Genomic DNA, 13,934 nt, shown 5'->3' on the forward strand with positions numbered 1-13,934 from the left:
AGTTCACACAAATGAGTAATGCAACAGATATTACATCAAAGCTATGGGGAATGGCTAACAAACTGCGTGGGACAATGGATGCAAGTGAGTATAAGAACTATATTTTGCCATTTATGTTCTATCGCTACTTATCAGAAAATCAAGATGAATACTTGAAAGTCAATGATCTGGAAGAGTTCTACGAAGTGACAGATGACACTGAAAAAGAAGATTACCTTGAAGAAATCAGTAAAGGTATCGGATATGCGATTGACCCAGCCTACACCTGGGACAAAATTGTATCAAAAATTGAAAATCACCAAATTAAAGCTAGTGACTTCCAAGATATGTTTGACTCGTTCAATACAAATGCCAAACGTAACGCGATCGCAGAAGCTGACTTTGCTAACGTATTTTCAGATGTTAATCTTGGGGACACACGTCTTGGTTCAAGTACAAACGAACGTGCAAAGGCTTTGAATGATATCGTGTTGATGATTAACGAGTTCACTTTCAAAGACGATTCAGGACATGATATTTTGGGTGACGTTTATGAATATTTGATTGGACAATTTGCTGCTAATGCTGGTAAAAAAGGCGGGGAATTTTATACACCTCATGAAGTTAGTCAAATCTTAGCAAAGATTGTAACGAATGATGCAGATGGAACTGGACGTCAATTCCGTGTTTATGACCCTACAATGGGATCAGGTTCACTTCTTTTAACAGTCCAAAAAGAATTACCAAATGGTGATGAAGAAGGAAGTGTTGAGTTTTACGGGCAAGAGTTGAATACGACGACTTATAACTTAGCTCGCATGAACTTGATGATGCATGGTGTTAACTATCGCAATATGGAGTTGAAACGCGCAGACACACTTGATGCTGACTGGCCATTTGCTGAAAAAGATGGTACACAAATTCCTTTGAAGTTCGACGCCGTCGTATCAAACCCCCCATATTCACATAAATGGGATACAAAAGATGTTGATCGAGAAAAAGATACACGTTTCAAGGGTTATGGTGTAGCACCTGCATCTAAGGCAGATTATGCTTTTGTACTGCATGGACTTTATCATTTAGACAAAACTGGAACAATGGCTATCGTTTTGCCGCATGGGGTGCTCTTCCGTGGTGCATCTGAAGGTAAAATCCGCAAAAATATCATAGACAATAATCTATTAGATACTGTTATTGGATTGCCAGCTAACTTGTTCTATGGTACAAGCATCCCAACCTGTGTGATGGTATTCAAAGGTCGTGAAGCTCGTAAGAATAAAGATATTTTGTTTATCGATGCTTCAAATGAGTTTAAAAAAGAAAAGAACCAAAATAAACTCTCTTCTGACAACATTAGCAAAATAATTGAAACTTACAGTAACCGTAAAGACGTTGAGAAATATGCTCATGTGGCATCTTTGGATGAAATCAAAGAAAATGATTACAATTTAAACATTCCACGTTATGTTGACACGTTTGAAGAAGAAGAAGTTATTCCACTTTCACAAGTGGCTCAAGAGTTGGCAGAAGTTAAAGCGGAAATTGCGAGTTCATATGATAATTTGTTTGGGTTAATGAATGAGCTGGAAGGGACAACAGATGAAGCCAAAGAAGAACTGAGTAAATTTATCAGTCTTTTAGGTAAATAATATTGTTAGAAAAGAGCTAAGGAGGATTTAAATCTTGACTCTTTTCACAAACACTTGGGAACAGCGTAAGTTGGGGGACTTAGCTGATATTGTATGCGGCTTCAGCACATGCCAAATTCGTGCCAATTTGATATTATAATCCATTTTAAACCATTTGGAAGAAATAGCTATATATCAAAGGTTTAAGCGGTTTTGGTGTAAATCAGTCCATCCATTTCGAGCAAATTTAATCATATTCGAAATGGAAGGTTCAATCGGTTAATTGTTTCATAAAAAAGGACGTGGCTGGTTTTCAGTCGCGTCCTTTTTGTATGTAGGAGAAAAACCGCTGGCCGGGGGCCGCGGTTTTCTTACTCTTCTATCTCCTGATTGATGATTTGTTTAACAGATGTATTGCTGTTATGTTCCCTGTTCATCTCTTGTAAACGAGCATAAGCTGTGTCAAATTCCTCTTTTGTCATCTGCTTTGCGGCTAATGCAGAACATAAAACGGCAAAGGCGATCGGCATTGTGTCAATGTGAATGTCGATATGGACCTCTGAGTTGCCGCTGTTTTCGATCATGGATCCATTGTCGGGCATGTCTTGAGCATGTCTGTTAATAGGAATAATATTTTCGTTCATTACTCTTCCTCATCTTGTGACTGCGCTTGTGCCTGATCCTGATCAGTATTCACGTTGACCACGACTTTTGCATTGCCGCTGTTTTGGACTTTTGCGACTGCCGCATTGCGATCTGTGTTTTCTTCATTTTCATGGCGATTTTCGCTCATGGTATCATCCTTTCTCTATTGATAGTGACAGGATATTCGATAGAAGAGTGAAGAGATTGGACGAACTTCGCGGTTTTTCCACATTGGGGCAAAAGGTCGAAGGAAAGCACTTGATTTGGTAAAATGAATAGAGATTCTAAAAGAAAAGGTGTTTGCATATGAAATCGTACATCATCGTCGGCGCAGGGATTCTCGGCGCGTCGGCTGCTTACCATCTTGTCAAATTGGGTGCCCGGGTCACGGTGATTGACCGGAAGGAACCTGGACAAGCGACTGATGCGGCGGCCGGGATCGTCTGTCCTTGGCTCTCGCAGCGGCGCAATCAGGATTGGTATCGGCTTGCTAAGGGAGGAGCACGGTACTATACGGATTTAATCCATCAATTGGAAGAAGACGGAGAAACGGACACAGGATACAAGCGTGTCGGTGCCATCAGCATTCATACTGATGTGTCAAAGCTTGATAAGATGGAGGAGCGGGCGTATAAGAGACGGGAGGATGCGCCGGAGATCGGCGGCATTACCCGCTTGTCCGCAAGTGAAACGAAAAAGCTGTTTCCGCTTTTAGCTGATGGCTATGAATCGGTTCATATCAGCGGTGCCGCCCGTGTGAACGGGAGAGCGCTGTGCCGATCACTTTTAAGCGCTGCAGAGAAACGCGGCGCAAAGATCATCAAAGGAAATGCGTCCCTGCTTTTTGAAAACGGAACGGTCACCGGCGTGCAAACAGACACACAGCAGTTTGCGGCTGACGCTGTAATTGTGACGGCGGGGGCATGGGCCAATGAATTGATGAAGCCTCTGGGCATTTATTTTCAAGTGTCCTTTCAGAAAGCGCAGATTATGCACTTTGAAATCCCGGGTGCCGATACCGGATCGTGGCCGGTGGTGATGCCGCCGAATGACCAGTATATTCTTTCGTTTGAGGACGGCAGAATTGTTGCAGGCGCCACCCATGAAAATGAGGCCGATCTAGATGATCTGCGTGTGACAGCCGGAGGACAGCATGAGGTATTGAGCAAAGCGCTTACGGCAGCACCGGGACTTGCTGACAGCACTGTGATGGAAACAAGAGTGGGCTTTAGGCCGTTTACACCGGGTTTTCTGCCGGTTGTCGGCGTCGTGCCGAACATCCAAGGGCTTTACGCAGCTAATGGTTTAGGCGCTTCGGGATTAACGATGGGGCCGTTCTTGGGTTCAGAGCTCGCAAAGCTAGTTCTCGGAAAGCAGACAGAAATAGACCTTAGCCCTTATAATCCAGCCGGAGCGTTGCATAATAAGTAAAAGCATAACAAACAAATAGTATAAAGCTGTTCTAGCTTTTCTTTTCTGTCTGTGTTAGCATTTATCTTTAATGAAAAAGAGGACGTGAACTGATTTTGATAAAAATTGATATACCCGCACCGAATGTCACCATCACCGAACGACAGCAGTCAGCTAATGATAACGAGCCGAAAATAAAGGCGATTTATGGATTCATTGACTTACACCAGATACCAAGGGATAAAGGTGGCATCTTTATGTTTTACAACATTCATGACGAGCTGCTATTTGTCGGTAAAGCCAGAAAGTTAAGACAGAGAATTAAGAAGCATTTTGAAGACAATGTCTCACCGATCAAACATCACAGAGACGAAGTATATAAAATTGAAGTATGTGTAGTCGATGATCCAATGGAAAGAGAAATTTACGAAACATATATCATCAATACACAGCAATCGAAGTACAATATAGACAAGGTATTTTTTAAATAAGACGTCAGTCTGCGGATTGCACAACGAAGCCAGAGCTTATGTTAAGTTCTGGCTTTTGATTTGGGCATTTTTCCGTATTATATCTAATTAAATTATTGAGAAATTTCAGAAAATAATATTGACAATCCTAACTCCGGACTTTAATATAACAATATATAATGTTATATAACGTTATATAATAAAAATAAGGAGTGAAGGATTTGAGTCAGGTCACAGCAAAAGTAAATCGTGAGGTTCAAGCTTTCTTGCAGGATTTGAAAGGGAAAACCATTGACCATGTATTTTTTGTCGCATGCGGAGGGTCTTCGGCCATCATGTATCCGAGTAAGTATGTGTTTGACAGAGAGTCAAAAGCAATCAACTCCGATCTTTACAGCTCGAACGAATTTATCCAACGCAATCCTGTTCAGCTTGGTGAAACGTCTCTTGTCATTTTGTGTTCGCATTCGGGAAATACTCCGGAAACGGTCAAAGCCGCTGCGTTTGCGAGGGGCAAGGGCGCACTTACGATTGCGATGACGTATGAGCCGGAGTCTCCTTTAGCACAGGAAGCGCAATATGTTGCCCAGTACGATTGGGGTGATGAGGCACTTGCGATCAATACGAACTATGGCGTTCTGTATCAAATCGTTTTCGGGACCCTGCAAGTATTAGAAAACAATACGACATTTGAACAAGCAATTGAAGGTTTAGATCAATTACAGGCTGTGTATGATGAAGCCCTGAAGCAGGAAGCTGACAACGCGCAGCAATTCGCAAAAGCTCATGAAAAAGAAAGCATTATTTATACAATGGCAAGCGGTGCAAACTACGGTGTCGCTTACTCCTACAGCATCTGCATTCTCATGGAAATGCAATGGATTCATTCCCACGCTATTCATGCCGGAGAATATTTTCACGGACCGTTTGAAATTATTGATGAATCCGTGCCGTTTATCATCCTGCTCGGTTTAGATGAAACAAGGCCTCTTGAAGAGCGGGCGCTTACCTTCTCGAAAAAGTATGGCAAAAAGCTTACGGTGCTTGATGCCGCATCTTATGATTTCACTGCAATTGACGATTCAGTTAAAGGCTATCTTGCGCCGCTCGTTCTCAACCGTGTGCTGAGAAGCTATGCGGACGCGCTGGCAGAGGCGAGACATCATCCTTTATCTCATAGAAGATACATGTGGAAAGTTGAGTATTGATCTGAAAATGCGGAACCATTATGCATTAGACTATAATGTTATATAACATTATAGTCTAATGTCCAGAGGAGGCCAACCCTTTGAAGAAAATGTTGTTGTTTTTGATCATTGCAGCTGTCAGTATGCTCACCATTGCGGGCTGTTCGAGCCAGAGCAGTTCAGCGGACGGAAAGGTGACATTGAAATTTTTCCATAGATGGCCGAAGGAGCCGGAAAAAAGTTATTTTGAAGAGGTTGTTAAGGAATTTGAAAAAGAGCACCCGGATATCGACATACAAATTGAAGCCGTTTTGAATGACTCTTATAAAGATAAAATTAAGGTTATGCTGGGAACCAACAGCCCTCCTGACATTTACTTCTCTTGGAGTGACGAGTTTGCTTTTAAATTCATCAGAGGCAATAAGGCACTTGATCTTTCGTCCTACTACAAAAACGATACAGATTGGTCATCACAGCTCGTTCATTCGCAAGTTACATCATTTACTTATGAAAACAAGCAATATGGCGTGCCATGGCAAATGGACGCTAAATCATTCTTCTATAATAAAGACATTTTTCAAAAGCTGAACCTTGATCCCCCGAAGACATGGGACGAATTCATCGATGTATCAAAGAAGCTGAAAGAAAATGGTTACACACCAATCAGCTTCGGAACAAAGGCGACTTGGACAATCTCGCACTATATCGGTACGCTCAATCAGCGGATGGTTGATGAAAAAACACGGGAAAAGGACTATAACGCCAAAACGGGTGAATTTACTGATGAAGGCTATGTAAAAGCACTTGAAAAGCTTCAGGAGCTGATGCCTTACTTCAATAAACATGTAAACTCCGTTGACCACGAATATGTGAGACAGCAATTTAAGAGTGGAAAGTCGGCGATGATATATGCGGAAACAGCGGAAATCAAGCTGGTTGAACCAGTGAATCTGGGGATGTTCCCATTCCCTGATATCAGCGGGCAAAAAGGATCATCAGAAGCGTTAACGGGAGCGCCGGAAGGGTTAATGATTGCCTCAAAAACAAAACATCCGAAGGAAGCGGTGGCATTTTTGCAGTTTCTGACGTCGAAAAAAATGGGTGAAAAGCTCGTCAAAGATGTCGGGAAATACAGTGCGGTGCAAGGAACGGCTACTGAAGAAAATTCTACAGCCATTCAGCGTGAAGCGGTTCAGCAAATTGTTGATGCCAAATCAATGGTGCCATGGTTTGATATGGATGTCGATGTTGAAATCGCAGATGCGTACTTAACGAGCGTCCAGCAAATGCTCGGCGGCGACATGACACCGGAGCAGGTGATGAAAGCCGTTCAAAAGGCAGCGAAGCAAGTGAGGGCGTCAGCTGAATAAATCAAAGAAAAGGTGAAGCTTTGCACCTTTTCTTTTTATAAAGGAGATGAGATATCCTTGGTCAATCAGAATAAAATAATCCCCTATTTGTTTTTGGTACCTGCTCTCGTTTTTTTACTTTTCGTTTATATCCCGATTTTTGAGAATGTCTTCCTCAGCCTGTTTCAATGGAGCTCTTTTTCTCCGGAAAAAACGTTTATCGGATTGAAAAACTATGTTGAATTATTTCATGATCCTGTCTTCTATCAGGCACTTACCAATAATGTGCTTTACGCAGTGATTTCTATTGTATGCCAGGTATTTGGCGGTTTGATTTTGGCGGCGGTGCTTGAGGATAAGCTGGTTAGAAAATGGTCGCCGTTTTTTCGCACCGTTTTCTTTTTGCCGGTTGTCATCTCAATGACGGTGATCGCGCTTTTGTTTGATTTTATTTACAACCCTGAGACGGGGCTTTTGAATCAGCTGCTTCAGGCGGTCGGTCTTGATCAGCTGACGAGGGCTTGGCTCGGTGATAACAATACGGCTATGCTGTCTGTCATTTTTGTGTCTCAATGGCAATCTGTCGGTTATATTGCGATGCTGTACATTGTGTCGATTCAAAAAATACCGGATGAACTGTATGAAGCGGCGCGTCTTGACGGCGCGGGAAAAATTCAGCAGTTTTTTCACATTACCATTCCCCAGACGAAAGAGATGTCTTTTGTTGCGGTGGTGATGACGCTGACCGGCGCCTTTACGGTATTTAATGAACCGTACATATTGACAGGCGGCGGGCCGGGAAACGCTTCTGAAGTCTTAAGCACGTTTTTATATAAAAGCGCCTTTACAATGGATATGATGGGCTATGCATCAGCGATTGCCACCGTGGTGTTAATCATTACGCTCACATTGTCGCTCATGCAAATGAAGCTCTTTAAAACCGGGAAGGAGGAGTAAGAGATGCTGCCTCAGAAGAAGACAGATTCGTTCAGATTGGAGCCTGTGCCTGACCGGCATATTGAGATGAAAAGAAAACCTAGACGGAAATGGTACATCGGAGAAACGTCTGTATGGATTTTCCTGTTTCTTTATCTGATTGCGATTGCCTATCCGCTTCTATGGATGGTGATGAGTGCTTTTAAAAACTCGGACGATATTTTTGAGCACAGCTGGTCGCTGCCGTCTTCGTGGCATCCGGAAAATTTTGTGTCCGCCTGGAATCAGGGGATTTCTTCTTATTTTATGAACAGTGTCATCGTCACGGTGCTTACGTGTGTACTCACTGTCTTGGTCAGTGCATGGGCGGCGTACGGTCTTTCCCGGTTTGAGTTTAAAGGAAAAGGATTCTTTTTGGTGATTTGTCTTGGCGGTTTGATGCTGACGCCGCAGGTCAGTCTTGTGCCGCTTTATTCTATTATTCAGTCGCTGGGGCTTTACAACACGTATTGGGCTTTGATCTTGCCTTATGCGGCTTATCGGATCCCGTTCACCATCATTTTGATCCGCTCTTATTTTCTTTCTATTTCTAAAGAATTGGAGGAGGCGGCTTATTTAGATGGGTGTACGAGTTTCGGTGTATTTTTCAGAATTTTCTTACCAATGAGTGTGCCGATTTTGGTGACATCCGGCATTTTGACGGCTTACCATACGTGGAATGAGTTTATGTTTGCGATTATTTTCATAGATGATGAGAATTTGCGGACCATTCCAGCGGGGCTGATGCAGTTCAGAGACGCGCTGCAGACAGATTGGGGCGTCCTGTTGGCGGGATTAACGATTTCAGCCGCGCCGATTATGATTCTATTTTTATTGATGCAAAAATATTTTGTCCGCGGGATTGCAAGCGGAAGTGTAAAAGGATAAAGGAGGAAGCACAATGAAATTGATTGCGGTTGGAGATAATGTTGTCGATTACTATCAGGACCAAGAAATGTTCTATCCGGGAGGAAATGCCTTGAACGTCGCTGTACTTGCCAAACGGCTCGGGCATGAGGCTTCCTATATCGGAATCGTCGGCAATGATGAAGCCGCGGCGCATCTGTTGAATGTACTGAAATTGGAGCAGGTCAACGCGGATTATATCCGCCAGGCGCACGGAGAAAACGGAATGGCGATTGTCACCCTTGATGAACAGGGGGAACGGATCTTTGTCAGATCAAATAAAGGCGGCATTCAGTCCCGGCTCCGTCTTGTGTTTCAGGAGAAAGATCTAGCCTTTGTCAGCGGGCATGATCTGCTGCATACCAGTGTGTACAGCAAGCTTGAGAACGACCTTCCGCAGCTGTGCGGCCTGATCCCGGTCTCCTTTGATTTTTCAACCAATCGGGAGGATGATTATTTGAGGAGGGTTTGTCCTTATGTGACGCATGCGTTTTTTTCAGGAAGTGATTTGAGTGAGTCGGAGTGCGGTGAGCTTGCCAAAGCAGCTCATGGGTACGGAGCTAAAATCGTTTGTATGACCCGCGGGGGCCAAGGAGCGATCTTGTCTGCGGGAGACCGAATCTATCATCAGCCGATTGTTGAAACTGATATAATAGATACACTTGGAGCGGGAGATTCTTTTATAGCGGGCTTTTTGACTGCTTTTTGCGAGAAGCGGGACATCACGCACGCTTTGCGCCAAGCGGCGGAAACGGCTGCGAGAACATGCGGTGTGTACGGGGCATTCGGCTACGGCTATCCTTTTCGCTTGGAGGATGGGGGAAGCAGTGAAAAAACGAGAATACTATAAGCAGTGTCTCGTTTTTTATGCCGATTATGCGTAGGGGCTGTTGATGGTAAAAGTGACACGGTTTGTGTGCATCAAAAACAGTGAGCAGTAGATTGGCTGGTCGTTTGATGTAAAAGCTGTTTTATCGATTTCAAACAGCGCATCCCCGATATCGCAATCCAGGTATTTGCTTTCCTCCTGCTGGGCATATACAACGTTTAATAGTTTCGTATTGTGAGCAGGAACGACTTGATACTGTTGCTTTAAAATATCATGCATGGACACGCCGTCAGCTATAAAGGTATCAATGCCGGGAAACAAATCCAGTGGATAATGCGTCACTTCAAAGGTGAGCGGCTGGTCATCGTTATATAAAATCCGTTTTAATTCAACGACAGGGCTCTCGGGATTGACTTGCAGTTTTTCGGCAATGGGTTTTGCCGCCGGAATGATTTCATGGGACAGCACCTGATGCTTCGGTTTTTTGCCGGTTGATTCCATAAATTCCGAGTAACCGTTTACTGCGATCAGCTCCCGTTTTAATTTAGGGCTTTTAACGAACGTTCCCTTTCCTTGCTGCCTGATAAGATAGCCTTCTTCGACTAAATCGAGAATGGCTTTCCTGACGGTAATGCGGCTGACATGATACTTGCTGCAAAGCTCGCTTTCGGTAGGCAGCTTGGCGGTTGGGGAATATACGCCCTTTTTGATGTCATCAGTGATGATTTGTTTTAGCTGAATGTATAAAGGTGTAGAACTTCCGTTGTTTAACAAAGGGTAGCCTCCTTTTAACCTATTATTCATATTATAATGTATTATGACGTTATAATACAAATTTACATTTTTTATTTTAGAAATATAGCAAAAATGGGAATTGATTACTCTAAAAATAACAGAAAGACTGGGTTGTTTCCAGTGACGAAATAACAGATCAAAAGATAGGGGGAATGTCTGATGGCTTCATTAACATTTGTGCATGTCAAAAAAGCATATCACTCTCAATTAACGGTGAAGGACTTTGATTTAGATGTAAAGGATAAGGAGCTTTTGGTGTTGGTGGGGCCGTCAGGATGCGGAAAATCGACCACGCTGCGGATGGTGGCGGGACTGGAGAGCATCTCTGAAGGCCACCTCCTCATTGATGGGGAACGGGTCAATGATCTTCCGCCGAAAGAACGTGATATTGCGATGGTATTCCAAAACTACGCGCTTTATCCGCATATGACGGTTTTTGATAATATGGCGTTTGGATTAAAGCTCAGAAAGATGCCGAAACAGGAAATTACAGAGCGGGTCCATGCGGCAGCCAGAATTTTAGAGATTGAACATTTGCTGAAGAGAAAACCGAAGGCACTCTCCGGCGGCCAGCGACAAAGGGTGGCGCTTGGCAGATCGATTGTGAGGGAGCCGAAGGTCTTTTTAATGGACGAGCCGCTTTCCAATCTGGACGCAAAGCTGAGAGTGACAATGCGGACAGAAATCAGCAAGCTGCACCAGCGTTTAGAGGCAACCGTCATTTATGTCACGCATGACCAGACCGAAGCGATGACGATGGGCGATCGGATTGTCGTGATGAATGAAGGGGAAATCCAGCAAGTGGCGAAACCTCATGACATTTATCATTACCCGGCAAATCTGTTTGTCGCAGGCTTCATCGGCTCCCCGGGAATGAACTTTCTGAAAGGCGTGATAGAAGAGCGGCATGGCGAGCTGTTTTTCATAAACCCTTCGATCCGGCTTCATATTCCTGAAGAAAAAGCGAAGCGGCTTAAGGAAAAGGGATATGCCGGAGAACAGATGATTGCCGGCGTAAGACCGGAACATATGACACAATCGACGGGACATGATCAGTTGTTTGATGCAGTGTTTAAAGCGAAGGCGGAAGTGAATGAAAACTTGGGAGCGGAGCTGATTGTGCATGTCACGGCTGGGGACGAGCGGCTCACGGTCCGCATGGACGGAAACACGCGAATCGCCGCAGGCGATTCGATCCAGCTGGCGGTGAAAATGGATCACGTCGTCTTTTTCGATGCGGAGACGGAAGAGGCTGTGTATTAGGAAAGGTGCTCCTAAAAAGGAGCACCTTTTTGTTACGGCCAAATGTCGTCCGCCCATTCAGGATGGTCGATAAAAGGATTGCGGTTGTGCTGATATTTCTCATAAATGATTTCATTTCTTTTCCGCTCGCGGTCGTCAACCGGATCCTGCCTATTCCATTCGAGGAGGACAGATTGTTTTCCGTGATAAGGGGCTGAGCCGTTGCCTGTTTTATCATTCAGTTCAAGATCAGGGTACCCGTCATCACCTTCGTAACGGACTGCCATGTAAAACAGCATGCGGGCGACATCGCCTTTCACATCATCGCGGGGCTCCCATGAGTCTCCGTCATAATAATTTCCGGGTGCTTTGGCATGTTCTGTGCCGCCGTTGTCAAAATCCATATTTCCTCTGGCGCTGTTGACTTGGACATCAGCCGGGCGCAAATGGTGAATGTCGGTGCCAGGCCCCTTGCTTGTGCCAAAATTACCATGGGATTTCGCCCAAACGTGCTCGCGGTTCCAATCGCCGACATTGCCGCCATTCAGGTTTTTCGACCGCGATTCATTCGTATAGAGCAGGATGACGTTATTTGGGTTTTTTGGGTCTTCATCGGTTTCTTTCAGCGCGTTCCATACTTCGCTGTATGACAGCGTCGTGTGTCCGCTGATGATGCGGTGCAGGGCGCTTTTTAGCGATTCACCTGACTTTCCTTCAGCCCCTTCATAATAGGTATCTGTGTCAGCGTAGGGTGCAGCGGGAGCGGCTAATGAGAGAAGCCCTCCGGTTTCTGAATAGGAAGAAGCCAATCGTTCATTCAGGCTCAGTGCGGTTTGCGTGCTTGCTGAGGCGGCGGGCGCAAACCATCCGGAAATCAGTAATACAAAGACGAGCGGCAGAAACCTTGCTATTTTGGTCATCACTTGCCCTCCTTTTATCAGATCATGTCTATTATCTAAAATTGAAATAAAGGATAGAAGTGTTATTTTGTATATTTTTCATTAAAATTGTAAATTAGTCCCTTTGGAGGAGGCGGATATCCGCTGTTCCAATATCTTTAGGCCTCGTTTTTGCATATTGGCTCTCTCCCTTACCGTGTTTTCTTTTGACTTTACATGAAAACAGCCCTGAGAGGTAGAGTGTTTTCTGGCCGTTATGCTGCTGGATAGATATTATGACTAAAAAATAAACGTTTTTTTGGTTAATATGCCAATGAACTATCCGTGTTCCTCCTTCTATAATGAAGTCACCATAACGGCCAGAGGGGGGAGTACATGGAAAAGCAGAAGCTTTCAGTCAAAAACAGCATCACAGATTATATTGAATGGCTCGCCCAATACGGCACATCCGCGGACGGCGGCGTGACGAGGCTTTTGTATACAAACGAATGGATGGATGCGCAGCTTGCCGTGAAGACGGAAATGTCGGCATTTGGGCTTGAAACAAGATTCGACGATGTCGGCAATGTGTTTGGAAGGCTTTCGGGCACCCAGTCCCCGGATGAGGTTATTTTAACCGGTTCACATATCGATACCGTCCTCAATGGAGGAAAGTATGACGGCGCCTATGGCGTTCTTGCGGCAATGCTCGCGATCAAGCAGCTCAAAGAAACGTACGGAGCACCGAAAAAAACACTCGAAGCTGTCTCCTTATGTGAGGAGGAGGGCAGCCGTTTTCCAATGACCTATTGGGGATCGGGGAATCTGACTGGTGTTTTTTCTGTACAGGATGCAGAAGAACCGAGAGACGAATCAGGTGTTTCTCTGCAAACAGCGATGTATGAGTGCGGTTTTGGTAAAGGTGAGTATCAGGCAGCCTGCAGGACAGATATCAGCGCCTTTGTCGAGCTTCATATTGAACAGGGTCAGACATTGGAAATGTCAGGCCGGGATCTCGGCATTGTGACAAGTATTGCGGGGCAGAGGCGATATCTCGTCACGCTGGAGGGGGAATGCAATCACGCGGGAACAACCTCTATGAAATGGCGCAAGGACCCCCTTGCAGCTAGCAGCCGTATCATTCATGAGCTGCTGCTGCGGTCGGAGGAGCAGCCGGATGAGCTCCGTCTGACATGCGGAAAAATAACGGCGGAGCCCAATGTGGCCAATGTCATACCGGGCCGCGTGCAGTTTTCAATCGATATTCGCCATCAGCATCAGCACGTGTTGGAGCAATTTCATAATGACATGGCTGCTTTGATCAACGGCATTTGCCATCAAAAAGGGATTCGTGCCATAAATGATGAATATATGCGGATAGAGCCTGTGCCAATGGACGAAAGGCTGAAGGCTGCGGCTCTTGAATCAGCGGCAGAAAACGGTCTCAGCTGTGAAGAAATGGTGAGCGGAGCAGGACATGACGCGCAAATGATCGGAAGACGCTATCCGGCTTGTATGCTGTTCGTGCCAAGCCGCGGCGGCATCAGCCACTCACCGAAGGAATATACCTCAGCCAGACAGCTTGAGAACGGCGTCCGCGCATTGGCTGATTTATTATACAGACTGGCTTACTGATAAAGG

14 protein-coding genes and 1 pseudogene are annotated in these 13,934 nt (G+C 44.9%); 10 read left to right on the forward strand and 5 right to left on the reverse strand.

Features of this window, described 5'->3' with window-relative positions; translation table 11 throughout:
- Positions 1 to 11: 11 nt before the first annotated feature.
- A complete protein-coding gene (locus tag V6D41_RS12995; RefSeq protein WP_333518466.1) occupies positions 12 to 1,628 on the forward strand; it encodes a type I restriction-modification system subunit M in 1,617 nt (538 codons plus the stop codon).
- 350 nt (positions 1,629 to 1,978) lie between these two features.
- Here the strand turns inward: V6D41_RS12995 and V6D41_RS13000 are convergent, their stop codons facing one another.
- Both V6D41_RS13000 and V6D41_RS13005 read right to left on the reverse strand, forming a co-directional pair.
- A complete protein-coding gene (locus tag V6D41_RS13000; RefSeq protein ID WP_333518467.1) occupies positions 1,979 to 2,251 on the reverse strand; it encodes a hypothetical protein in 273 nt (90 codons plus the stop codon).
- Positions 2,251 to 2,400: a spore protein gene (locus V6D41_RS13005; protein ID WP_333518468.1), complete on the reverse strand. Its 150-nt coding sequence runs from the start codon at positions 2,398 to 2,400 to the stop codon at positions 2,251 to 2,253. The genes V6D41_RS13000 and V6D41_RS13005 overlap by 1 nt, the downstream gene beginning before the upstream one ends.
- 158 nt (positions 2,401 to 2,558) lie before the next feature.
- On the opposite strand from V6D41_RS13005, the gene V6D41_RS13010 reads away from it, so the two are divergent.
- From V6D41_RS13010 to V6D41_RS13040, 7 genes are all read left to right on the forward strand, one after another.
- Positions 2,559 to 3,683 carry an NAD(P)/FAD-dependent oxidoreductase gene (locus V6D41_RS13010; protein WP_333518469.1) on the forward strand — a complete coding sequence of 375 codons (1,125 nt, stop codon included), beginning with the start codon at positions 2,559 to 2,561 and terminating at the stop codon, positions 3,681 to 3,683.
- 95 nt (positions 3,684 to 3,778) lie between these two features.
- A complete protein-coding gene (locus tag V6D41_RS13015; RefSeq protein WP_333518470.1) occupies positions 3,779 to 4,153 on the forward strand; it encodes a nucleotide excision repair endonuclease in 375 nt (124 codons plus the stop codon).
- Positions 4,154 to 4,353: 200 nt separating this feature from the next.
- Positions 4,354 to 5,340 (forward strand): fructosamine deglycase FrlB, encoded by a 987-nt coding sequence (gene frlB / locus V6D41_RS13020; RefSeq protein ID WP_333518471.1) that lies wholly within the window; start codon positions 4,354 to 4,356, stop codon positions 5,338 to 5,340.
- An 80-nt stretch (positions 5,341 to 5,420) separates the two neighbouring features.
- A complete protein-coding gene (locus V6D41_RS13025) occupies positions 5,421 to 6,689 on the forward strand; it encodes an ABC transporter substrate-binding protein (protein ID WP_333518472.1) in 1,269 nt (422 codons plus the stop codon).
- Between the two features lie 57 nt (positions 6,690 to 6,746).
- Positions 6,747 to 7,625 (forward strand): carbohydrate ABC transporter permease, encoded by an 879-nt coding sequence (locus tag V6D41_RS13030; protein WP_333518473.1) that lies wholly within the window; start codon positions 6,747 to 6,749, stop codon positions 7,623 to 7,625.
- Positions 7,626 to 7,628: 3 nt separating this feature from the next.
- On the forward strand, positions 7,629 to 8,531 hold the full coding sequence (locus tag V6D41_RS13035) for a carbohydrate ABC transporter permease (protein ID WP_333518474.1): 903 nt from the start codon (positions 7,629 to 7,631) through the stop codon (positions 8,529 to 8,531).
- Positions 8,532 to 8,544: 13 nt separating this feature from the next.
- On the forward strand, positions 8,545 to 9,399 hold the full coding sequence (locus V6D41_RS13040) for a fructoselysine 6-kinase (protein WP_333518475.1): 855 nt from the start codon (positions 8,545 to 8,547) through the stop codon (positions 9,397 to 9,399).
- A 24-nt stretch (positions 9,400 to 9,423) separates the two neighbouring features.
- Here the strand turns inward: V6D41_RS13040 and frlR are convergent, their stop codons facing one another.
- Complete coding sequence (frlR, locus tag V6D41_RS13045) at positions 9,424 to 10,152, reverse strand: transcriptional regulator FrlR (protein ID WP_333518476.1); 729 nt, start codon at positions 10,150 to 10,152, stop codon at positions 9,424 to 9,426.
- Positions 10,153 to 10,332: 180 nt separating this feature from the next.
- On the opposite strand from frlR, the gene V6D41_RS13050 reads away from it, so the two are divergent.
- Positions 10,333 to 11,436 carry an ABC transporter ATP-binding protein gene (locus tag V6D41_RS13050; RefSeq protein ID WP_333518477.1) on the forward strand — a complete coding sequence of 368 codons (1,104 nt, stop codon included), beginning with the start codon at positions 10,333 to 10,335 and terminating at the stop codon, positions 11,434 to 11,436.
- 32 nt (positions 11,437 to 11,468) lie between these two features.
- Here V6D41_RS13050 and V6D41_RS13055 read toward each other — a convergent pair whose 3' ends face one another.
- Together V6D41_RS13055 and V6D41_RS13060 are read right to left on the reverse strand one after the other, a co-directional pair.
- Complete coding sequence (locus tag V6D41_RS13055) at positions 11,469 to 12,335, reverse strand: endonuclease I family protein (protein ID WP_289348067.1); 867 nt, start codon at positions 12,333 to 12,335, stop codon at positions 11,469 to 11,471.
- An 81-nt stretch (positions 12,336 to 12,416) separates the two neighbouring features.
- A pseudogene (locus tag V6D41_RS13060) lies at positions 12,417 to 12,488 on the reverse strand (hypothetical protein); the annotation flags it as partial.
- Positions 12,489 to 12,689: 201 nt separating this feature from the next.
- Between V6D41_RS13060 and allC the strand changes: the two are divergent.
- Positions 12,690 to 13,928, forward strand: a complete 1,239-nt coding sequence (gene allC, locus V6D41_RS13065) for an allantoate deiminase (protein ID WP_333518478.1) — start codon at positions 12,690 to 12,692, stop codon at positions 13,926 to 13,928.
- The last annotated feature ends 6 nt before the right edge of the window (positions 13,929 to 13,934 follow it).

This window comes from Bacillus sp. 0102A, assembly GCF_036765155.1.
Classification (GTDB): Bacteria; Bacillota; Bacilli; order Bacillales; family Bacillaceae; genus Bacillus; species Bacillus subtilis_G.